This is a genomic window from Arthrobacter sp. E70 (assembly GCF_058266945.1).
Window position 1 is genome coordinate 1 of record NZ_JBYQFR010000021.1, and the last position, 19,707, is coordinate 19,707.

Below are 19,707 nucleotides of genomic sequence, written 5' to 3' on the forward strand. Positions count from 1 at the left end.
GTCCGGGGCGGTGGCCATGCTGTGCAGCTGGGTGGAGATGTTGCGGATGCCTTCCGCTGCCTTCTGCTGCTGGATGCCGGCCTGGCTGGTCAGCCCCGCGCGGGCCTGGTGCAGCAGGTCCTGCGCGCCGGCCTTTGCCTCGGAGGCGACGTTCGCGGCTTCCTCCTTCGCCGTCCGGGCAACGCCCTGGGCGGCGGACGCGGCCTCGCCGGCCACGTTGGAGGCTTCCTCCTTGGCGGCGTCCTTGCGGGAGAGCCCGGGGCCGTCCGTGCCGTAGCCGGCCTCACTGACCCCTGGAGTGGCGGCGGATGGGAAGGTGGCGGCGTTCCGCTCACCAGGAAGTCCTGTGCTGGCCGGGGGAGCCGTGAAAGTCGGGTCCTGGGGCCATTGGTTCTCTGTCATCTTCGCTCTCTCTTTCCAAGAAGGCCGGTTTTTGATCAAGAACCAGCAATACTGGCCGTAAAATAATAAGCATGATTACTAATAAAAGGTAAGTACCCTTGCTAACCGGAATGTAACGTTCCTGAATATGACAGCCGGAATGGCGCGGGCCTGCCCGGTCACAACGAAGTGGAAAGTGGTGGGAAAAATGGATACAGCTCCATGGGTCTGGGCGATTGTTGCCGTCGTCGTACTGGTGCTGATTGTCGTGCTGTTCCTCGCCAGCGGGAGGCGCCGGCGGGCAATGCAGGAAAAGCGCGACCGGGAACACCGGGAAAAGGCCGCTGAAATCCGGCGCGAAGCCGAAAACATGGAAATCGATGCCCGGGAACGGGAAGCCAAGGCCATTAGGGCACGTGCCGATGCTGAGCAGGCGCAGGTCAATGCAGCCCGGTTGCGCCAGGAGGCGGAACAGCAGGCCCGGGAGGCCCAGTCCCTGCGCAGCGATGTTGCCAGCCGTGCCCGCCGGGCCGACGAGCTCGATCCGGACGTCACCGCTGACGGTACCCGGAGCGACCGTACCCGGGGCAGCGCGGCGGAGGACGTCCATCGGAGGCCGGTGGACGCCGTTGCTGACGTACGCGGAACCGGCCATCAGGCCGCGGTCCCAGCCCGTGACGGCGGCCCTGTTGATGCGGAACGCGACCACAGCCGGCACGTCGCCCGCGGGCTGGAAAGCACAGGGGCCGACGGCGGCTATGCCGGCGGTGGTGACGCCGAGGGCGGTCGCCGCGAAGGTTTGGCCGGGGGTGCCTACCCCGAAGCCGGCAGGGATGACCTGCGCGGTGAAACATTGGCCGGCCACCCGCATACGGAGGAGGGGACCACCGGCGCCGCAGCAGAATTGCGGGACGACGAGAAGGCGCGGAGGGATGTGCGGCGTGGTGACGCCGGAGACGCTTCCGCAGCAGACGCCGCGCGCCGCGACGTCCGGGAGGCCAGGGACCGGGACCGGGGCGACGGAATTTAGCGCCGGAATCCGACGCACCGCCCGGCGGACGCCGGGCGGTGCGTCATGTTTAAGGTCGTTTTAAGGCTGGCGGCTCAAGGCCGGCGCGGCCTGAGGACGGGGGACGGATGCACTCCCTTCCCGGTCCCCATGCCGGCGAGCACTTCCTTTACCGCGTCGATTGAGGACACTTTCGGCTCCCAGCCCAGGATTCGCCGCGCCCGGTCCGTATCCATGATGGGCGCCCCTGCCGCCATCTCAACCCAGCCCGCGTCCGTTGGTTGGATCCGAGCCCGCCAGGTGAGGTCAACCAGCGCATGCAGCACTCGCATGGGGATGGGGAGGATCCGCTTGGCGCCAAGGATGCGTGCCAGTTCCTGGGGGTTGAGCACCGGCTCAGCAGCAATGTTGAAGGCACCGCTGGCGCGCTGGTCAACTACGCGCCAGTAAGCCTCCGCAACGTCATCGGCGTGCACCGCCTGAAATATGAGGTTGTCCGGCGCTGGAAGCAACGGGGTCCAGGGCTTCCCTGGAAGGAGCCGCGGAATGACGTGCCCCAGGAAATACCGCCCAATTTCGCTGCCGGCCTTTGCCTGGAAAATCAGCCCCGGCCGGAGCCGGGCCACGGAAATAGCCGGTTCCTTGGCCATGAACTGGTCCAGGAGTTTTTCCTGTTCGGCTTTGTGCCGGCTGTAGTGGGAACCGGGCATCCCCGTGGCCAGCCAGGACTCGTCCCGGCGCTGGTCTTTGCTTGAGCTGCTGTAGGCACCAACGGAGGAGGCGCAGACAACCTGCTTCACGCCCGCCGTCCTGGCTGCCTCCAGGACGTTCGCGGTTCCGGTCACGTTGGTACGGTGCAGCTGCTCAAGGTCGCGGTTCGGCTGGATTTGCCAGGCAAGGTGGACCACGGCGTCCGCTCCGGCGAGTGCCCGTTCCAGCAGCACCCGGTCCTGTTCTGCGCCTACGTCCAGGGTGTGCCACTCAACGCCGGCGTACGGTGGCGCCGAGGTGTCCGGAAGGCGCCGGCTGATGCCAACCAGCTGCAGACTGCCGGGCTTCCGGGAAAGCTGGCCCTGGAGGTTGCGCAGCAGTGCGGTCCCTGCATTTCCACTGGCTCCGGTGATGGCAATGCGCATGACGAGGGCTCCTTGGAGGTCGGGGCGTTTACCGCTTACATGCTGAGCCTACAGCTGGGAAGGATTGAATTATAAGCAACCTTATGATTTGCTGCTTCTAAGTCTTGCCGCAGGCTTTCGGAACCCAGACCGAGGGACAACGATCCATGCCCGAATCCTTTGCCGCACTTGCCGTGGATAGTACGCGAGTCCATGAACAGCATCCAGAACCACAACAAAATCCAGCCCCGTCCTCCTCGTCAGGCCGGCTGCGGGAAACCTTCGAGAATGAGCTGGTCCTGAGGTACCTGGACCTGGCCGAGGCCCTGGCTGCCCGCTTCGAGGCCCGTGGCCGGGAGCGGGCGGACCTGAACCAGGTTGCCTACCTGGGCCTGGTGAAGGCGGCCCGCGGCTTTGACCAGGCCAAGGGCGAGAGCTTCCCCGCCTATGCCGCGCCAACCATCACAGGTGAACTCAAAAGGTACCTGCGTGACAGGACGTGGGTGGTGCGCCCGCCCCGCCATATCCAGGACCTGCGGACCCGGCTCTTCCGGGCAGAGCCGGAGCTGACCCAGTCGCTCGGCAGGAGCCCCAGCGTGGAGGAACTGGCCGGCGAATTGGATACGGACCCCGCAGAGGTGCAGGAAGCCATTTCGGCCTCCAGCAGCATGCAACCGGATTCACTGGACGCCGTGAACCCGAACTCGGACGCACCCTCCATCGGCGAGATGCTGGCCTGCCCGGATGCGCCGCTGGAACGGCTCGAAGAACTGGCATGCCTGCGCGACGCCATGCAGGACCTGGATGACTCGGACCGGGAACTTCTTTACCGCCGCTACTTCTGTGAGGAAACGCAGGTCCAACTGGGCAAACGGCTGGGCATGTCGCAAATGCAGGTATCCCGCCGCCTGGCCAAGGTCCTGGTGGAGCTGCAGCGCCGGCTGGAGGCCAGCGCCCAGACCTGCGGCCGGGAAGCCGATGGCGGCATGGGAACCCAAAGCAGGGCTTCCGGCGCAGGCCAGTCCGCTGGCTCCGGCGCGCCGTTCCGGCACCTGCGGGCCGCCGGAAAGCCGTCCCCTGGGGGTGCCGTAACCCGCCGAAGGTTCGGCGGCGGGACCCGGGGCAACTAGCGCACCAGCACCACCAAATCCCTATCTTGCCTGTTCAGGGGCGGCCCCCGGCCATGGTCCGGAGGCCGAGAAAAGCCCTCGGCGCTGTTTAGGAGCAGGAGGAGGAGGGAACAGTGTGGTTATGGAAAGCTCCGAAACCTCCAACGTCAGGGCTGTCCTGTTCGACCGGGACGGGACCCTGGTGGTCGATGTGCCATACAACGGCGATCCGGACCTGGTCCAGCCAATGCCTGGAGCCAAGGAAGTGCTGGACGGCCTCCGGGCCGCAGGCATCGCCACGGGCGTCGTCAGCAACCAGTCGGGCATCGCCCGGGGGCTGATAACGCCCGGCGACGTGGCCAGGGTCAACGCCAAAGTGGAAGAACTGCTGGGGCCGTTCGATGTGTGGGAAATCTGCCCCCATTCCGACCAGGACGGCTGCGCGTGCCGCAAACCTGCGCCGGGGATGGTGCACAGCGCGTGCCATAAACTCGGGATCAACGCGGCACAGGCGGCCCTGATCGGCGATATCGGAGCCGACGTGGGAGCCGCGGAGGCGGCCGGTGCCATCGGCGTCCTTGTTCCCACTCCCGTCACCCGCGCTGAGGAAGTGAAAGGGGCGCGGCTGGTGGCCGCTGACCTCGCATCCGCCGTGGGCCTGCTCCAGGTGGCGCCCTGATGGGGCGCGTGCTGGTGGCCCGGCTGGACAGCATGGGCGACGTCCTGCTGGCCGGTCCCGCCGTCCGGGCGGTAGCCAACGGAAGGGGGTTTGGCGGCAGCGGGAACAACCACGTGGTGATGCTGTGCGGCCGCCAGGGGGAATCGGCCGCCGCCCTGCTGCCCGGTGTCGCCGAGGTCTACAGCTGGGACAGCCCCTGGATCATGAACCCGGCCCCGAAGATGACGGGCCCGCATGCAGACCGGCTCATCGATTACGTGCGCAACTCAAGGATTACCGAGGCCGTGATCCTGACGTCCTTCCACCAGTCACCGCTGCCGCTGGCACTGCTCTTGCGGCTCGCGGGCGTGGAACGCATCACCGGGGCCTCCACTGACTACGCCGGGTCCCTCCTGGACATCCGGCTCAAGCCCGGGGAAGACTTCCCCGAAGACCAGCCGGAGGCGGAGCGGGCGCTTGGTATTGCCGAGGCCGCCGGATTCCGCCTGCCCGCCGGGGACGACGGAAAGCTGCACGTGAAATCCGTCCCTGACGTCACCGGTCTGGTCGGGGCAGACCCCTACATCGTGGTCCACCCGGGAGCGGCGGTCCCTGCCAGGGCCTGGCCCCCGCTGCACCACGCCGCCGCCGTCGAACTCCTTCAAGGGGCGGGGCACCGTGTGGTGGTCACCGGCGGACCGGGTGAAACCTCGCTCACCGCCACCGTCGCCGGGCCCTCGGCACTGGACCTCGGCGGCCGTACCGACCTCGACACCATGGCCGGCGTCATGGCCGGAGCGGAGGCGGTGGTCACGGGCAACACAGGTCCCGCCCACCTTGCCGCCGCCGTGGGCACCCCGGTGGCCTGCCTGTTTTCCCCCGTGGTCCCCGCCATCCGCTGGGCACCGTACGGGGTTCCGCTGGAACTCCTGGGCGACCAGAACGCGGCCTGCCGGATGACCCGCGCCAGGGTGTGCCCCGTCCCGGGCCACCCCTGCCTGGACTCCGTCTCCCCGGAGGAAGTTGTGGCGGCGGTGGAACGCCTGATCAGCGGAGTGAGCTCCTTCAGCACCCACGTCAGCACCCGTAGAAAGGCCCGCAACAGATGAGAATCCTGCTCTGGCATGTCCACGGATCCTGGACGGACGCCTTCGTCCGCGGCCGTCATGAATACCTGCTGCCCGTCCTGCCCGAAGGCGGGGCCTGGGGCCTGGGGCGGGCGGGCCGGGATTGGCCCGAATCTGCACGGGAGGTGGACCTGGCGACGCTCGACGCAGACGCCGTGGACGCCGTCGTGCTGCAACGGCCCGAAGAGATCGACGAAGTGGCCCGTACGCTGGGCCGCACCCCCGGCGTCGACCTGCCCGCGGTTTTCGTGGAACACAACACGCCCAAGGGAAACTTCCCCAACATCCCCCACCCGCTGTCGGACCAGGACCTCATCCCGGTCGTCCACGTGACCCACTTCAACCGGCTTGCGTGGGACAACGGCTCCGCCCCCACTGCCGTCATCGAGCATGGAATCCCGGACCCCGGCCACCTCTACAGCGGTGAGTTGCCGGAACTCGGCGTCGTCGTTAATGAACCGGTGCGGCGTGGGCGGGTGACAGGAACGGACCTGCTGCCGGCGTTCGCCGGCGTGGCTCCGCTGCAGGTCTTCGGGATGAAGACCGACGGACTTGCCGCCGCCACCGGGATCGACACGTCCCGGCTGACGGCCCGCGGCGACCTGCAAACGAAGGACCTGCACCGGGAACTGGCGCGCTGCCGGGCCTATGTGCATCCCATGCGCTGGACGTCCCTGGGCCTGTCGCTCCTTGAGGCAATGCACCTGGGCATGCCGGTGGTGGTACTTGCCGCTACTGAGGCCCCGCGCGCGGTGCCGCAGGAGGCCGGGGTGGTGTCCGCCGACGTCGACGAGCTGCTCCGCTGCGCGGCGCGGCTGGTTGCCAATCCGGAGGAAGCCCGACGGCGGGGCCTCGCCGCCCGGGAGGCGGCGCTGGAGCGCTACGGCCTGGGCAAGTTCCAGGACCGCTGGGACGAGCTCCTGGCAGACCTGCGCCGCCGGCCCCGCCGATCCGTCAACGAGCGCCGGGACGAGCGGATCCTCGTGCCGGCCGGGGAGAGGAAGATGTCATGAAGATCGCCATGATTTCCGAGCACGCCAGCCCGCTGGCGGCACTGGGCGGAGTGGACGCCGGCGGCCAGAACGTGCACGTCGCCGCGTTGTCCGAGGCACTCGCCAGGCGGGGCCACCACGTCACCGTCTACACGCGCAGGGACGCAACGGAGCTTCCCGAAAGGGTCCGGGTGGGGCGCCGGTTCGAGGTGGTCCATGTCGACGCCGGACCTGCCCGGCACGTGCCCAAGGACGAGCTGCTGCCCTACATGGGTGAGCTGGCGGACGGGGTGGCCAGGGACTGGGGGCAGCGGCCGCCGGACGTGGTGCACGGCCACTTCTGGATGTCCGGGCTCGCCGCCTTGGACGCGGCGAGGCGGGCCGACGCCGGCTACCGCGTACCGGTGGTGCAGACCTTCCACGCCCTGGGCACCGTCAAGCGCAGGCACCAGGGCGCCGAGGACACCAGTCCGGAAGAGCGCCAATGGCTGGAACCCGGGGTGGGGCGGTCCGCGGACCGCATCATCGCCACCTGCTCCGACGAGGTCTTCGAGCTCAAGGCCATGGGCATCGCCACGGGCAAGATCTCCATCGCCCCCTGCGGCGTGGACCTGGACGTCTTCGGAGCCACCGGCCCCGCCGCCCCCAGGACCCGCCGCTACCGCATCCTGTCCGTGGGCCGCCTGGTGCCGCGCAAGGGTGTCGACCTGGTGATCCGTTCCCTGCCGTACTTGAGGGCGGCAGGATTCGACGACGTCGAACTCCTGATCGTCGGCGGCGGCGGGGACAGCAGCAGCCTGCACACCGACCCGGAGATCCGCCGCCTGCTGGGCCTTGCCGCCGAGCTGGGTGTCTCGGAACAGGTCACGCTGCAGGGACAGGTGTCGCGCAGCGAAATGCCGAGCATCTTCCGCAGCGCCGACGCCGTGGTCTGCGCCCCGTGGTACGAACCGTTCGGGATCGTGCCGCTGGAGGCCATGGCCTGCGGTGTGCCGGTGGTGGCCGCCGCCGTCGGCGGCCTGCGCGACACCGTGGTGGACCACGCCACGGGCCTGCACGTGCCGCCGCGCGATCCCGAGGCCATCGGCTCAGCCCTGGCCCTGCTGCTGGAGAACCCCACCCTGCGGGCCAGCCTTGGCCGGGCCGGGGAGCAGCGGGCCCGTACCCGCTACTCCTGGGACCGGGTTGCCGCCGAAACCGAAAAGGCTTACCAGCTTGCCGCCGCCGGAACCCCGGCCGGCGCTATTCCGATGGAAGGAGCGGCCCTGTGACTGCCGAGTGGTCCCTGCGTGAAGCCGACCTTCGCGCCCTGACAACGCCCCCCGCACTGCCGGCGGTCCTGCCCGGTGCCACCTTTGTGGACCCCGACAGTGCCGACGCCGTCCACGCGCACCTGGAGAGCGTGCTGCCCGCCCTGGACTCCCTGCGGAGCCAGTCCGGCCGGCTGGCTGCCTGGGGTGTGGAGCTTGCGCAGCGGCTGCTGCGCGGGCAGCGGCTCCTCGCCGCCGGGAACGGCGGTTCCGCCGCCGAAGCCCAGCACCTGACTGCCGAACTGGTGGGCCGGTTCGACGGCGAGCGGGTGCCGTTCTCCGCCATCTCCCTGCACGCGGAATCGTCCGCGGTGACGGCGATCGCCAACGATTACGGGTACGACGACGTCTTCGCCCGCCAGGTCCGCGCTCATGGCCGTTCCGGCGACGTGCTGATGCTGCTGTCCACCAGCGGCAAGAGTCCCAACCTGCTGCGCGCCGCCGAGGCGGCCGCGCGGCTGAACGTCACCACCTGGGCGCTCACCGGCGTGGGCCCGAACCCGCTGGCGGACGCCTGCGACGAGGCAGTGATGGTTGACGCGCCCAACGCCAACGCCCAGGAAGGGCACCTGATTGCCCTCCACGCCATCTGCCGCGCTTTCGACCTCGAAGTGGGCAGGCGCACTCCGGGTCCCGGGCCAGGGGCGGCCAACGGCGGATGGCTGAACGGCGGCAGGCCATGAGGGTCGTGGTGGTGGGCGATGTGATGCTGGACGTGGACCTCTCCGGCGAGGCCACCCGGCTCAGCCCCGACGCGCCCGTTCCCGTCGTCGACGTTTCCGCTGTCCGCCGCCGCGCCGGCGGTGCCGGCCTCGTGGCGCGGATGCTGGCCCAGGATGGCTGGCCCGTCACCCTGGTGACGGCATTGGGAGAGGACGACGCCGGCAGCCAGCTGCGCTCGCACCTCGCCGGAGTGCGGCTCGTCGCCGGAACGACCGGCTACCCGTCACCGGTGAAGACCCGGGTACGGGCCGGGTCCCATCCCGTGGTCCGCTTCGACCAGGGGTGCGCGAAAACCCCGGTTCCCGACGTCAGCCCTGCGATGCTCCGAGCGGTCGAAAAAGCCGGCGTGATCATTGTGGCGGACTACGGCCGGGGGCTGGCGGCAAACCCCCAGCTGCGGGAGCTCCTGGCCCGCCTGGCACCCGATGTCCCCATCGTCTGGGATCCCCACCCCTCTGGTCCGGATCCGGTACCCGGCGTGGCTGTGGTGACGCCCAACATCTCCGAGGCCACCAGGGCCGCGCAGTCGGTTGCCGCGGCGCAAACCTCCGGGTCCCGGGCCGCCGGGGCGGAACACTCCGCCGCGGACCAGGCCGCGGAGGTGGCTGCGATCCTGCTGAAGCACTGGCAGAGCCGCGCAGTGCTGGTCACCAAAGGCGAGGAAGGGGCCGTCCTGTTGCGCCAGGACGACCCGTCCGCCCGTGCTGTTCCGGCACCCAGGGTGGAAGCGGGCGACCCCTGCGGCGCCGGTGACCGCCTCGCCGCCAGCCTTGCCGTCCACCTCCTGGCCGGCCGCGACCTTCCGGAAGCCGCGGCCCTGGCAGTGCATGACGCAGCCGACTTCCTGGCCGCAGGGGGAGTATCGGCGCTGCCGGACGCCGGCACCGGCGACGCTGCTGCCGGAAAGCCGGGACGCCCCGCCGGCCGGCGCCCCACCGAACCGCTGCTCCTGGCCCGCTCGGTGCGGGAAAGCGGAGGAAAAGTGGTGGCCACCGGCGGCTGCTTCGACCTGCTCCATGCGGGGCACGTCAGGTCCCTCGCCGCGGCACGGGAACTGGGGGACTGCCTGATCGTATGCCTCAACTCCGACGACTCCGTGCGGCGGCTCAAAGGGCCGGAACGGCCCATCATCGGCCAGCACGACCGGGCCGAACTGCTCCTGGCCATGGAATGCGTGGACGCGGTGATGGTCTTCGACGAGGACACTCCCGAAGCCGCGCTGGACCGGCTCCGGCCGGACATCTGGGTCAAGGGCGGCGACTACAAGGGAGCCCGCCTGCCCGAAGCCGACCTGGTGGAGAGCTGGGGCGGCCAATGCCTCACGGTCCCCTTCCACCCGGCCCGTTCCACCACCGGCCTGGCCGACGCGCTCGCCAAGGTCAGCTGACCTGATTCCCGATATTTCGAACTGTCTTGTTTTCCCGCTGAACTTGTTTTCCCCGTTGAAAGGAACACCATGACCGCAGAGTCAACTGTCAACGCCACGCCCACGCCCGGCCGCGTCCTGGTCACCGGAGGAGCCTCCGGGCTGGGGGCCGCCGTCGTCGAAGCCGTCCTGCGCTCCGGCGGCACCCCGGTGGTCCTGGACCGCGACATCAGCACCGTCTCCGGCGTGAAGGCCTTCGAAGTGGACGTCGCCGACCGCACGGCCGTGGAGCACGCCGTCCGGGAAGCCGCCGAAACCCTGGGCGGACTGGACGCCGTGGTCACCGCTGCCGGGATCGACCGGTGCGGCAAGCTCGCCGACGTCGAAGCCACCGAATGGGAGAAGGTCATCGGGGTCAACCTGATGGGCACCGTCTCCGTAGTCCGCGCCGCCCTGCCGTACCTGAAGGAAACCCACGGCCGCGTGGTCACCGTGGCCTCCACCCTGGGCAAGCGCGCCGTAGCCGATGCCACCGCGTACTGCGCCTCCAAGTTCGGTGTAGTGGGATTCAGTCACGCCCTCGCCGCGGAGACCGGCGGGGAAATCGGCGTCACCACCATGATCCCCGGCGGCATGAAGACCAGGTTCTTCGACGACCGTACCGAGCAATACAAGCCGCAGGATGATTCCCGGCTCAACGATCCTGCCAACACCGCGCAGGCCATCCTGTTCGCGTTGAACCAGCCCACGGGTTGCGAGGTGCGCGAAATGCTGATCTGCCACGAGGAAGAGGGCTCCTGGCCCTAAACCGGCCTCAGCAGCACCCATCCATCCAGCACCGACCTATCCAGCATCGAAAGGCGGGAGGAACACCATGCCCACCACAGCCACCGAAACCACCCCGGGCAGTGCAACAGTCGAGGGCGCCGGCGTCACCATCCAGGACCCGCGCACCGGTGAAGAACTCTGGACCGTGCCCCAGGCTTCACCCGGGGAGATTGCCCATGCCGTGGAAGTGGCACGCAGCGCCGCGGCCGGCTGGGCGGCTACCGCCCCGGCCGAACGGGGCGCCGCGTTGCGCACCGCTGCCAAGGCACTCGACGCCGCCGCGCAGGAACTCGCCGGGCTCAACGCCAGCGAAACCGGCCGGCCGGTGGAGGAAGCGCTCGCCGGGATCGCAGCCGCCGTCTCCACCTTGGAACAATATGCCGAGCTTGGTCCGGTACACCGCGGGCACAGCCTGCGCGGCAACCGGCTCGCCTCCGACTACACCATCGCCGAGCCGCGCGGCGTTGCCGTCCTCCTCACCCCCTGGAACGACCCCGTTGCCGTGGCCTGCGGCCTGATCGGCGCCGCCCTGGCCACCGGCAACGCCGTGATCCACAAACCCAGTGAACGGTGTCCGCGGCTGGGCGAGGCGCTGGGTGAAGTCCTGGCACCGGCCTTCCCGGCCGGCGTCTTCCTGACGATCTCGGGCGGAGCGGAGGTGGGAGCCCAGCTCTCGCAGGCTGACGTCGACGTGATCGCCCACGTCGGCTCCAGCGCATCCGGTGCCCGGATCGCCAGGGCCGCGGCCTTGACCGGTGCACACGTCATCCGGGAAAACGGCGGCAACGATCCGCTGGTCGTGGACAGCGACGTGGACCCTGCATGGGCGGCTGAACAGGCGGCCATCGGCGCCTTCAGCAACAGCGGACAGATCTGCACCTCGGTGGAGCGGATCTACGTCCACCGGGAGATCGCGGACGGGTTCTGCAGGGCGCTGCAAGCCGAGGCCGCGCGCCGGAACAGCAACGGCACGGTGGCGCCGCTCGTTGACCGGCGGATGCGCGATGCAGTCCACGCCCACGTTGCCGCGGCCCTGGACCAGGGCGCCACGGCTGCTGAGGGCGGCGCCCTTCCCGACGGACCCGGCTCGTTCTACCCGGCCACCGTCCTGCTCGGCTGCACCGAGGGGATGCAGGTCATGGCAGAGGAGACCTTCGGTCCGGTTGCCCCGGTACAGGTGGTGGACTCGTTCGACGACGGCCTGCGCCTGGCGTGCAGCGGCAAGTACGGGCTGGCCGCCACCGTCCTGAGCGCCAACATTGCCCACATCCAGCAGGCAGTGGCGGCGCTGCCGGTGGGAACCGTGAAGATCAATGAGGTCTTTGGCGGCGCTCCCGGCGGTGCGGCCCAGCCGCGCGGGGAAAGCGGCGCCGGGTTCGGGTACGGGCCGGAACTGCTGGACGAATTCACCCAGGTCAAGGTGGTGCACATCGCTGCGCCGCCGGCCGCCAGCCAAGGGCAGGACCGGCCATGAGCGCATCCCCGGGGTCCATCGACCTCTCCACCCAGCGGGCCTTGTCCGAATGGCTGCCCGGCAGGCTCGCCGAGGAGCGGCCGTCCATCCTGGTGATCGGCGACGTCATGCTCGATGGCTGGTGGAGCGGCAGCATCGAACGGCTCTGCCGGGAAGCCCCGGCCCCCGTCGTGGACATCCAGTCCCGCGAATCGGTGCCCGGCGGGGCCGCCAACACAGCCATGAACCTGGCCGCCCTGGGCGCGAAAGTTTCCGTCGCGGGCATTATCGGCACCGACGACGCCGGTGAGGACCTGCGGCAGCAGCTGTCAGCGGCAGGCATTGACGTCCGGCACCTGCACGCGCACCCCGACATGGTGACCACCACCAAGATCCGGATCAGCAGCGGCGGCCAGGTGATGCTGCGCCTCGACGACTCGGCCAGGACTGTGCCGGCCGATGCCCTGGCCGCGCTCGCCACATCCGTGGGTGCCGCCGTCGAGCGCCAGGACGCCGTGCTGGTGTGCGACTACGGCACCGGGGTGGTGGACGACCCTGTCCGCGCGGCGCTCGCCGGCGTCCTGGCATCCGGCCCTGCCGGCGGGAACCGGCCGCTGGTGGTGGTGGACGCCCACGACCCGCGCCCCTGGGCCGCCCTGCAGCCCGACCTGGTGACCCCCAACGCGCAGGAAACCGCGCGCCTGCTGGACCGGAAGCTTCCGGAAGGGCAGGAACGCGTGGATGCCGTGGGGGCCGCATCGGAAGCTGTGCTGGAAGGCACCGGCGCGCGGGCGGTGGTGGTCACCCTCGACCGGGACGGCACCGTCCTGCTGACGCCCGACGGCGTGCGGCACCGGACCTGGGCACGGCCGGCCGCCGAGAAACAAGCGTCCGGGGCGGGGGACACCTTCGTGGCCGCGCTGACACTGGCCCGTGCCGCAGGCCTGCCACTGACCGCCAGCCTGGACCTGGCCCAGGCGGCGGCCGACGTCGTGGTCCACCAGCCGGGCACCTCCGTCTGCAGCACGGCGCAGCTGAGCCGCTACCTCAAGGCGTTTGCGGACACCGCCCTCGGCGAGGACGAACTGCAGCGCCAGGTGGAGCTCCACCGGGCGCAGGGCCAGCGGATTGTGCTCACCAACGGCTGCTTCGACGTGCTGCACAGCGGCCACACCCGCTACCTCAACCAGGCCAAGCAGTTGGGCGACATCCTGGTGGTGGCACTCAACAGCGATGACTCGGTCAGGCGGCTCAAAGGAGCCGGCAGGCCCATCAACGCCATGGCAGACCGGGCCGCCGTCGTGGCCGCCCTCAGCTGCGTGGACTACGTGACCGTTTTCGACACCCCCACCGCCACCCCGCTGATCCAGCGGCTCCGGCCCGAGGTGTATGCCAAGGGCGGGGACTACACCCCGGAGATGCTGGCCGAGACATCCGCCGTGGAAGAGTACGGCGGCCGCGTGGCGATCCTGGACTACGTCGCGGAGCGGTCCACCACGGCCGTGGTGAAGCGGATCCGCGACGGCGAGGGGGCGGCCAGCCCGGTCAACTGAGGACCGGTCAACTAGGACCGGTCAACTAGGGTTGAGGCATGACTGAAGCGGGGCACAGGTAATGGGCAAACGCGGAAAGTCAGGAGGCCGGGGCCGGCCAACAGCGGCCGCGGTGGACGCGCACACAGGGCCTGGATCCCGCGGTGCTGCGGCCACCGGGCCGGTGGAGGGCGTCTACGCCATCGACACCGGTGACTGCGAGCTGATCGCGGACCAGGACAACAGCACGGGCTGGCTGCTGAAGATCAACGGCGTGATGAGCTCCCACATCGACCTCGCCGACCCCCTGTTCCTGGATTTCGAGTACATGCGCTGGATGGCTGCCTTGGTCGAGTCCCGCTGGCCGCCCGCGGGCTCTTCCCCCCACAAGCTGCGCGGCCTGCACCTGGGCGGGGGCGCCTGCTCCATGGCCCGCTACTTCGCCGCCGCCTACCCGGATGCGCGGCAGGTGGTGGTGGAACTGGACGGGAAGCTCGCCGAGTACGTGCGCGGCTGGTTCGACCTGCCCAAGGCACCGCTGCTCCGGATCCGCGTGGGGGAGGCCCGCGCTGTCACCGAGACCTTGACCGCGCAGACCCGGGACTTCATCATCCGGGACGTCTTTGCCGGTGCCCATACCCCGCGGCCCCTGACCACCGTGGAATTCACGGACCAGGCGAAGCAGGTCCTCGCGCCCGGCGGCCTGTACGTGGTCAATTCCGGCGATGCCCCCGACCTGAAGAATGCCCGAGAGGATGCGGCCACGATTGCGGCTGCCTTCAAGCACACCGTGATCATCGCCGACCCCGCCATGCTGAAGGGCCGGCGCTACGGGAACATGGTGATGGCCGGCAGCGATGAGCCGTTCGGCGATGACCCGCAGCTGCGCCGCCGCCTCCTGGGCGGGGCCGTCCCGGCGCACCTCTGGGACGATGCGCAGGTCCGTGCATTCGCCGCCGGCACGCCAGTCCGCCACGACCCCGTCCCACCCCCATCGACTGCTGAGTAATTGCCGTTTTCAGCGCCCTTAACGGCAGCTACTCAGCAATGGATGATGTGTTGCCCTTGCCCAGGAGCACATCGCGGTGTTCGGCCATCCGTTCCTGCAGGGCTCTGACGACGGCGGCCACGGCTGGGCGGCGCAGCGAGTCCGGGCGGAGGACCAGCCAGTAGGGGAGGAGTTCGCCAATGTCGTCCGGCAGCACCCGGACCAGGTCGTCGTGGAGGTCGGCCATGAAGCACGGCAGGAACCCCACCCCGGCGCCGGCGCGGGTGGCCTCCACGTGGACGAACACATTGGTGGACGTCAGCCCCTCGCGCATGGCGGGAACCAGCCGCCGCGGCGCGTCGAGGTCGTCCACCTGCAGCATGGAATCCACGAAGTAGACCAGCGGATGGCTGCTAAGCTCGGCGACGGAGGCGGGGGTTCCGTACTCGGCCAGGTACTCCCTGGACGCGTACATTCCCAGCCGGTATTCGCCCAGCCGGATAGCCTCGGCCCGGTGCACCTGCGGCACGCCCACCACCACCTCGATGTCCAGGCCGGAGCGCTGCTGCAGGGCGCGCCTGGTCATGGTCACCACCTCCACGCTCAGGCCGGGGTGCTTCCGACGCAGCCGTGCCACCGCCGGTGCGGCGATGTAGGCGCTAAAGCCGTCCGTCGCCGTCATGCGCACGACGCCGGTGATCGGGTCCGGTGCCTGGCCCGACGGTCCCAGCGTGCCCAGCACCGCCTCCACCTGCTCTGCCGCGTGCACTGCCCGCTCGCCGAGTTCCGTCAGTTCCCAGCCGCCGGCCGCCCGGGCGAGGACCCGTCCGCCGAGCGACTTCTCGAGGGCGGCGATCCGGCGCGAGACCGTGGTGTGGTTCAAGCCCAGGGCCTGGGCCGCCGTCGTGAATTTGGCAGAGCGGGATACCGCGAGAAGGACCAGCAGGTCATCTGGGTTCGCTTTCATATCTGCAATTGTGCACACACCGACTGCCTCTTTGGTCATTGAAGAGCAGGGATTGTGCAGCAATACTCATCTGAGTCACGTGTGCTGGAGATCACAGCACGTGTCAATGTGGACACTGAGGAGAACCATGAGCGTTGAGCAACGCCAGGCCAACGAGGCCGGGCATGCACCCAAAGGATCAGGACTGAAGAAGATTGTTGCCGCCTCCATGGTGGGCACTGTGGTGGAGTGGTACGAGTTCTTCCTCTACGCCACCGCCGCCACCCTGGTCTTTGGCAAGTACTTCTTCCCGTCCACCGGCAATGAGCTGGACGGGATCATCCAGGCGTTCCTGACCTACGCCGTGGGCTTCATTGCCAGGCCCCTGGGCGGCATTGTCTTCGGCCAGATCGGCGACAAGCTGGGCCGCAAGCCCACCCTGCAGCTCACCATCATCATTATTGGTGTTTCCACGTTCCTGATGGGCTGCCTCCCCGGCTTCGCCGACATCGGATACCTTGCCCCCGCCCTGCTGGTGGTGCTGCGGTTCATCCAGGGCTTCGCCCTGGGCGGCGAATGGGGCGGCGCGGTCCTCCTGGTGGCCGAGCACAGCCCGAACAAGACGCGCGCCTTCTGGTCCAGCTGGCCGCAGGCCGCCGTCCCGGTGGGCAACCTGCTGGCCACCCTGGTGCTGTACATCATGTCCACCACCCTCAGCAGTGAGGCCTTCCTGGGCTGGGGCTGGCGCGTTGCCTTCTGGCTCTCCGCCGTGATCGTCTTCGTGGGCTACTACATCCGCACCAATGTCAGCGAGTCGCCCATCTTCCTCGAGGCCAAGGAGCTGGTGGAGAAGGAACAGGCCGTCAGCTACGGCGTGTTCGAGGTGCTCCGCAAGTACCCCAAGGGCATCTTCCAGGCCATGGGCCTGCGGTTCGCCGAAAACATCATGTACTACCTGGTGGTCAGCTTCGCGATTGTCTACCTCAAGAGCGTGCACAAGTACGACACCTCGTCGCTGCTGCTCGCGCTGCTGATTGCGCACGTCATCCACTTCGCGATCATTCCGCAGTACGGGCGGCTGGCCGACCGGATCGGCCGCAAGCCGGTGTACCTCGCCGGCGCAATTGCCGGCGCCACCTGGCCCTTCTTTGCCTTCCCGATGTTTGATACCCGCAACCCGGTGGTCATTGTCCTCGCGGTGACGATCGGCCTGTGCCTGCACGGGCTTATGTACGCCGGTCAGCCGGCCATCATGGCCGAAATGTTCCCCACCCGGATGCGGTACTCCGGCGCATCCCTCGGCTCGCAGGTGACGTCAATCTTCGCCGGTTCGCTGGCGCCCCTGCTTGCCACGCAGTGGCTCAAGGACACCGGTTCCTGGGTCCCCACCGCCATCTACCTGGTGGTTGCCTGCGCCATCACCGCCGCAGCGGTGCTGAGCCTGAAGGAAACCAAGGGCATCGCCCTGGAGGACGTGGACAAGGAAGACGCCGCCCGCGAAGGGCTGCTCACCGCCAGCCGCTGACGTTGCCACTGGACACCGGACGTTCTGGACAATTCGGCTACAAAGGAGATTTGCAATGGAAAACACGTTGAACGGACGCAAGGCGCTGGTCACAGGCGGGGCCAGCGGGATCGGCGCGGCCTGCGTCCGCGAGCTCGCCGCGCGGGGTGCAAAGGTGGTGGTGGCCGACGTCGACTCCGCCGCCGCTGCGGCCCTCGCCGACGAGGTGGGCGGCACCGCGTGGACCGTCGACCTGCTGGACGTGGACTCGCTGGCCACCCTGAGCCTGGACTGCGACATCCTGGTGAACAATGCCGGGATCCAGCGCATCAGCCCCATCGAGGAGTTCGACCCCGCGGACTTCCGCCGCCTCATCACTCTGATGCTGGAGGCGCCGTTCCTGCTGGTCCGCGCGGCGCTGCCGCACATGTACGCCAACAAGTTCGGCCGGATCATCAACCTGTCGTCGGTGCACGGCATCCGGGCCTCCCCGTTCAAGAGCGCCTACGTCTCGGCCAAGCACGGACTGGAGGGGCTGAGCAAGGTGACGGCGTTGGAGGGCGGTCCGCACGGAGTCACCTCGAACTGCGTCAACCCTGGGTATGTGCGCACGCCGCTGGTGGAAAGCCAGATCGCGGACCAGGCGCAGGTGCACGGCATCCCCGAGTCCGAAGTGCTGGCCAAGGTGATGCTCACCGAGGCCGCCATCAAGCGCCTGGTTGAGCCGGCGGAGGTGGCGTCCCTCGTGGGCTGGCTGGCCTCCGACAGCGCCGGCATGGTCACGGGCGCCAGCTACACGATGGACGGCGGCTGGTCCGCCCGTTGAAACCCTCCGGCTTAGTCCAGGGGCTTGACCAGCCGGTGGTCGAAAAAGAAGACCCCGTAGGAAGTCTTCACCCCCACTGACCGGCGGTCCTGCCATACGACGACCCCTTCGCGCCTGCCGCTGAAGGGGTCGTCTGCCGTGACGGTGTCCCCGACCCGGTAGGGGCAGCGGGGGCCCAGGGCGCGCGCTGCCCGCCCGCCAATCCGCGCCAGGAAAGAGCCGAGGCTGACCGGACGTCCCATTCCGGACAGGTCCTGTACGTACTCCTTGACCATGGGAACCAACTCCTCGCGGCGGGCAGTACGCCGCCTGCTAACGGTGCTGGCTGGCCGAACGCTCCCAGCGGAGGATGGTCCTCCCATTCCGGCCGCCACCGTACGCCTACGCTAGGCGCTATTCACACCAGTCACACCAGTAACAGGTACCCGATTTTGCGGAGGGCCACTACCTGCCCGGCGCGGAGCCCTGTCCGCCCAGGATGTCCCCGGCGTTGTGGAAGGCCCAGGCCACCAGGGGCACCAGGAGCGCGCTCAATTCGTAGCCCCGCTCCGTCAGGCTGTAATCCACGCGCGGCGGGATGACCGGCTGGGCCGTCCTGCGTACCAGGCCGTCGCGCTCAAGGGTCTTCAGCGTCTGGGCCAGCATCTTTTCGCTGATGCCCTCGGCCCGGCGCCGCAGATCGCTCCACCGTTGCTCGCCCTCGGACAGTGCAACCAGGACCAGGACACCCCACTTGCTGGTGATGTGGTCCAGCACGGTGCGGCTGGGGCACCCGGCCGGGAACACGCCGTCGGCAAAACCCAGAGGGAGGGGAGCGGGGTGCGGGGCTGCTTGCATGCCCCAAGCTTACCTTTTCGTCAGTACCTTACTTTAAGGTGCGTACTCTCTTTCGGGAAGTATCCGCTGGTGCCGCCAGTTGTAACCCCTGAAAGAGCGATACCGAAAGAAAAGGAACCATCATGACCATCGTTGTTACAGGCGCCACCGGACAGCTCGGCGGCCACGTCCTTGAAGCACTGCTGGAACGGGGCGTTTCCGCCCAGGACATTGTCGCTGCCGGGCGGTCGGCTGAAAAGCTCGAAGGCTTCGCCGCGCGCGGACTGCGGACACAGGCCATGGACTACGACGATGCCGGTTCCGTGCAGGCCGCGCTGAAGGGCGCCAAGCGGGTGCTGCTGATCTCAGGCAGCGAAGTGGGCCAGCGTGTCGAACAGCACCGCACCGTGATCGACGCTGCCAAGGCGGAAGGGGTTGAACTGCTCGCCTACACCAGCATCGCCAACGCCGACACGACCGGGATGAAGCTTGCCGACGAGCACAAGGCCACCGAGGCCCTGCTGCGGGAATCGGGCGTCCCCTTCGTGCTGCTGCGCAACGGCTGGTACCTGGAGAACTACACCGAACAGCTTCCGGGAACCCTGGCGCAGGGAGCCGTGGCAGGAAGCGCCGGCAACGGCAGGGTCAGCGGTGCCGCGCGGGTGGACTACGCCCACGCCGCCGCCGCGGTGCTCGTCGCCGACGGCCAGGCCGGCAAGGTCTACGAACTCGGCGGCGACGAAGCCTTCAGCATGGCGGACCTCGCCGCGCAGATCAGCGCCGTAACCGGGAAAGCCGTCAGCTACAACGACCTGCCCGCTGAAGACTACGCCGGCCTGCTCACCTCAGTGGGGGTTCCCGAAGGGTTCGCGGAAATCCTTGCCGATTCAGACCTGGGCATCGCCCGGGGCGATCTGCTGGTCAGCAGCGGAGACCTGCGCAGGCTGATCGGCCGCCCGACGACGTCCCTTGCCGAAGCTGTCAGGTCCGCCGCAGCGTCGGCGTAGCCCTGTAGAACCAGACG

General features: G+C 68.8%; 19 protein-coding genes and 1 pseudogene. 15 read left to right on the plus strand and 5 right to left on the minus strand.

Annotated elements, in window-relative coordinates; all coding sequences use genetic code 11:
* A pseudogene (locus AC3IMC_RS19245) lies at positions 1 to 402 on the minus strand (hypothetical protein); the annotation flags it as partial.
* A gap of 187 nt (positions 403 to 589) precedes the next feature.
* Between AC3IMC_RS19245 and AC3IMC_RS19250 the strand changes: the two are divergent.
* Positions 590 to 1,411, plus strand: coding sequence for a hypothetical protein (locus AC3IMC_RS19250; protein ID WP_490920407.1), 822 nt, complete (start codon positions 590 to 592; stop codon positions 1,409 to 1,411).
* Between the two features lie 74 nt (positions 1,412 to 1,485).
* On the opposite strand, the gene AC3IMC_RS19255 is transcribed toward AC3IMC_RS19250, so the two are convergent.
* Positions 1,486 to 2,526, minus strand: a complete 1,041-nt coding sequence (locus AC3IMC_RS19255) for an NAD-dependent epimerase/dehydratase family protein (RefSeq protein WP_490920409.1) — start codon at positions 2,524 to 2,526, stop codon at positions 1,486 to 1,488.
* Positions 2,527 to 2,672: 146 nt separating this feature from the next.
* Here AC3IMC_RS19255 and AC3IMC_RS19260 point away from each other — a divergent pair, with 146 nt between their 5' ends.
* The 11 genes from AC3IMC_RS19260 (at position 2,673) to AC3IMC_RS19310 (ending at position 14,612) form a co-directional block, all read left to right on the plus strand.
* Positions 2,673 to 3,635, plus strand: a complete 963-nt coding sequence (locus AC3IMC_RS19260) for a sigma-70 family RNA polymerase sigma factor (RefSeq protein WP_490920410.1) — start codon at positions 2,673 to 2,675, stop codon at positions 3,633 to 3,635.
* 121 nt (positions 3,636 to 3,756) lie between these two features.
* Entirely contained in the window at positions 3,757 to 4,293 is a 537-nt protein-coding gene (locus AC3IMC_RS19265) for a D-glycero-alpha-D-manno-heptose-1,7-bisphosphate 7-phosphatase (protein WP_490920412.1), read from the plus strand.
* Positions 4,293 to 5,381, plus strand: coding sequence for a glycosyltransferase family 9 protein (locus AC3IMC_RS19270; RefSeq protein ID WP_490920414.1), 1,089 nt, complete (start codon positions 4,293 to 4,295; stop codon positions 5,379 to 5,381). Before AC3IMC_RS19265 ends, AC3IMC_RS19270 begins: the two co-directional genes overlap by 1 nt.
* Positions 5,378 to 6,412 carry a glycosyltransferase gene (locus AC3IMC_RS19275; protein ID WP_490920415.1) on the plus strand — a complete coding sequence of 345 codons (1,035 nt, stop codon included), beginning with the start codon at positions 5,378 to 5,380 and terminating at the stop codon, positions 6,410 to 6,412. Before AC3IMC_RS19270 ends, AC3IMC_RS19275 begins: the two co-directional genes overlap by 4 nt.
* Entirely contained in the window at positions 6,409 to 7,662 is a 1,254-nt protein-coding gene (locus AC3IMC_RS19280) for a glycosyltransferase (protein WP_490920416.1), read from the plus strand. Before AC3IMC_RS19275 ends, AC3IMC_RS19280 begins: the two co-directional genes overlap by 4 nt.
* Positions 7,659 to 8,384, plus strand: coding sequence for a D-sedoheptulose-7-phosphate isomerase (locus AC3IMC_RS19285; RefSeq protein ID WP_490920418.1), 726 nt, complete (start codon positions 7,659 to 7,661; stop codon positions 8,382 to 8,384). Before AC3IMC_RS19280 ends, AC3IMC_RS19285 begins: the two co-directional genes overlap by 4 nt.
* Complete coding sequence (gene rfaE2 / locus AC3IMC_RS19290) at positions 8,381 to 9,811, plus strand: D-glycero-beta-D-manno-heptose 1-phosphate adenylyltransferase (RefSeq protein WP_490920471.1); 1,431 nt, start codon at positions 8,381 to 8,383, stop codon at positions 9,809 to 9,811. The genes AC3IMC_RS19285 and rfaE2 (AC3IMC_RS19290) overlap by 4 nt, the downstream gene beginning before the upstream one ends.
* Before the next feature lie 69 nt (positions 9,812 to 9,880).
* A complete protein-coding gene (locus tag AC3IMC_RS19295) occupies positions 9,881 to 10,597 on the plus strand; it encodes an SDR family oxidoreductase (RefSeq protein WP_490920420.1) in 717 nt (238 codons plus the stop codon).
* Between the two features lie 67 nt (positions 10,598 to 10,664).
* Complete coding sequence (locus tag AC3IMC_RS19300; protein ID WP_490920422.1) at positions 10,665 to 12,092, plus strand: aldehyde dehydrogenase family protein; 1,428 nt, start codon at positions 10,665 to 10,667, stop codon at positions 12,090 to 12,092.
* Positions 12,089 to 13,624, plus strand: coding sequence for a D-glycero-beta-D-manno-heptose 1-phosphate adenylyltransferase (gene rfaE2 / locus AC3IMC_RS19305; protein WP_490920423.1), 1,536 nt, complete (start codon positions 12,089 to 12,091; stop codon positions 13,622 to 13,624). The genes AC3IMC_RS19300 and rfaE2 (AC3IMC_RS19305) overlap by 4 nt, the downstream gene beginning before the upstream one ends.
* A gap of 61 nt (positions 13,625 to 13,685) precedes the next feature.
* Entirely contained in the window at positions 13,686 to 14,612 is a 927-nt protein-coding gene (locus AC3IMC_RS19310; protein WP_490920424.1) for a spermidine synthase, read from the plus strand.
* A gap of 28 nt (positions 14,613 to 14,640) precedes the next feature.
* On the opposite strand, the gene AC3IMC_RS19315 is transcribed toward AC3IMC_RS19310, so the two are convergent.
* Entirely contained in the window at positions 14,641 to 15,558 is a 918-nt protein-coding gene (locus AC3IMC_RS19315; protein WP_490920426.1) for a LysR family transcriptional regulator, read from the minus strand.
* Positions 15,559 to 15,685: 127 nt separating this feature from the next.
* On the opposite strand from AC3IMC_RS19315, the gene AC3IMC_RS19320 reads away from it, so the two are divergent.
* Together AC3IMC_RS19320 and AC3IMC_RS19325 are read left to right on the plus strand one after the other, a co-directional pair.
* A complete protein-coding gene (locus tag AC3IMC_RS19320) occupies positions 15,686 to 17,062 on the plus strand; it encodes an MFS transporter (protein WP_454483746.1) in 1,377 nt (458 codons plus the stop codon).
* Positions 17,063 to 17,117: 55 nt separating this feature from the next.
* Complete coding sequence (locus AC3IMC_RS19325) at positions 17,118 to 17,867, plus strand: 3-hydroxybutyrate dehydrogenase (RefSeq protein ID WP_490920428.1); 750 nt, start codon at positions 17,118 to 17,120, stop codon at positions 17,865 to 17,867.
* Positions 17,868 to 17,878: 11 nt separating this feature from the next.
* Here the strand turns inward: AC3IMC_RS19325 and AC3IMC_RS19330 are convergent, their stop codons facing one another.
* Both AC3IMC_RS19330 and AC3IMC_RS19335 read right to left on the minus strand, forming a co-directional pair.
* Positions 17,879 to 18,142 (minus strand): hypothetical protein, encoded by a 264-nt coding sequence (locus tag AC3IMC_RS19330; protein ID WP_490920429.1) that lies wholly within the window; start codon positions 18,140 to 18,142, stop codon positions 17,879 to 17,881.
* A 169-nt stretch (positions 18,143 to 18,311) separates the two neighbouring features.
* Positions 18,312 to 18,704, minus strand: a complete 393-nt coding sequence (locus AC3IMC_RS19335) for a winged helix-turn-helix transcriptional regulator (RefSeq protein WP_490920431.1) — start codon at positions 18,702 to 18,704, stop codon at positions 18,312 to 18,314.
* Between the two features lie 122 nt (positions 18,705 to 18,826).
* Here AC3IMC_RS19335 and AC3IMC_RS19340 point away from each other — a divergent pair, with 122 nt between their 5' ends.
* On the plus strand, positions 18,827 to 19,690 hold the full coding sequence (locus tag AC3IMC_RS19340) for an SDR family oxidoreductase (protein WP_490920433.1): 864 nt from the start codon (positions 18,827 to 18,829) through the stop codon (positions 19,688 to 19,690).
* Positions 19,691 to 19,707 lie beyond the last annotated feature (17 nt).

What these genes read in the sequence shown, in the direction of transcription:
- AC3IMC_RS19295 (WP_490920420.1), top strand. Translation starts at nt 9,881, where the DNA reads ATGACCGCAGAGTCAACTGTCAACGCCACGCCCACGCCCGGCCGCGTC.
- rfaE2 (WP_490920423.1), top strand. Translation starts at nt 12,089, where the DNA reads ATGAGCGCATCCCCGGGGTCCATCGACCTCTCCACCCAGCGGGCCTTG.
- AC3IMC_RS19310 (WP_490920424.1), top strand. Translation starts at nt 13,686, where the DNA reads ATGGGCAAACGCGGAAAGTCAGGAGGCCGGGGCCGGCCAACAGCGGCC.
- AC3IMC_RS19250 (WP_490920407.1), top strand. Translation starts at nt 590, where the DNA reads ATGGATACAGCTCCATGGGTCTGGGCGATTGTTGCCGTCGTCGTACTG.
- AC3IMC_RS19265 (WP_490920412.1), top strand. Translation starts at nt 3,757, where the DNA reads ATGGAAAGCTCCGAAACCTCCAACGTCAGGGCTGTCCTGTTCGACCGG.
- AC3IMC_RS19280 (WP_490920416.1), top strand. Translation starts at nt 6,409, where the DNA reads ATGAAGATCGCCATGATTTCCGAGCACGCCAGCCCGCTGGCGGCACTG.
- AC3IMC_RS19270 (WP_490920414.1), top strand. Translation starts at nt 4,293, where the DNA reads ATGGGGCGCGTGCTGGTGGCCCGGCTGGACAGCATGGGCGACGTCCTG.
- AC3IMC_RS19320 (WP_454483746.1), top strand. Translation starts at nt 15,686, where the DNA reads ATGAGCGTTGAGCAACGCCAGGCCAACGAGGCCGGGCATGCACCCAAA.
- AC3IMC_RS19335 (WP_490920431.1), bottom strand. Translation starts at nt 18,704, where the DNA reads ATGCAAGCAGCCCCGCACCCCGCTCCCCTCCCTCTGGGTTTTGCCGAC.
- AC3IMC_RS19275 (WP_490920415.1), top strand. Translation starts at nt 5,378, where the DNA reads ATGAGAATCCTGCTCTGGCATGTCCACGGATCCTGGACGGACGCCTTC.
- AC3IMC_RS19330 (WP_490920429.1), bottom strand. Translation starts at nt 18,142, where the DNA reads ATGGTCAAGGAGTACGTACAGGACCTGTCCGGAATGGGACGTCCGGTC.
- AC3IMC_RS19325 (WP_490920428.1), top strand. Translation starts at nt 17,118, where the DNA reads ATGGAAAACACGTTGAACGGACGCAAGGCGCTGGTCACAGGCGGGGCC.
- AC3IMC_RS19315 (WP_490920426.1), bottom strand. Translation starts at nt 15,558, where the DNA reads ATGAAAGCGAACCCAGATGACCTGCTGGTCCTTCTCGCGGTATCCCGC.
- rfaE2 (WP_490920471.1), top strand. Translation starts at nt 8,381, where the DNA reads ATGAGGGTCGTGGTGGTGGGCGATGTGATGCTGGACGTGGACCTCTCC.
- AC3IMC_RS19260 (WP_490920410.1), top strand. Translation starts at nt 2,673, where the DNA reads ATGCCCGAATCCTTTGCCGCACTTGCCGTGGATAGTACGCGAGTCCAT.
- AC3IMC_RS19300 (WP_490920422.1), top strand. Translation starts at nt 10,665, where the DNA reads ATGCCCACCACAGCCACCGAAACCACCCCGGGCAGTGCAACAGTCGAG.
- AC3IMC_RS19255 (WP_490920409.1), bottom strand. Translation starts at nt 2,526, where the DNA reads ATGCGCATTGCCATCACCGGAGCCAGTGGAAATGCAGGGACCGCACTG.
- AC3IMC_RS19340 (WP_490920433.1), top strand. Translation starts at nt 18,827, where the DNA reads ATGACCATCGTTGTTACAGGCGCCACCGGACAGCTCGGCGGCCACGTC.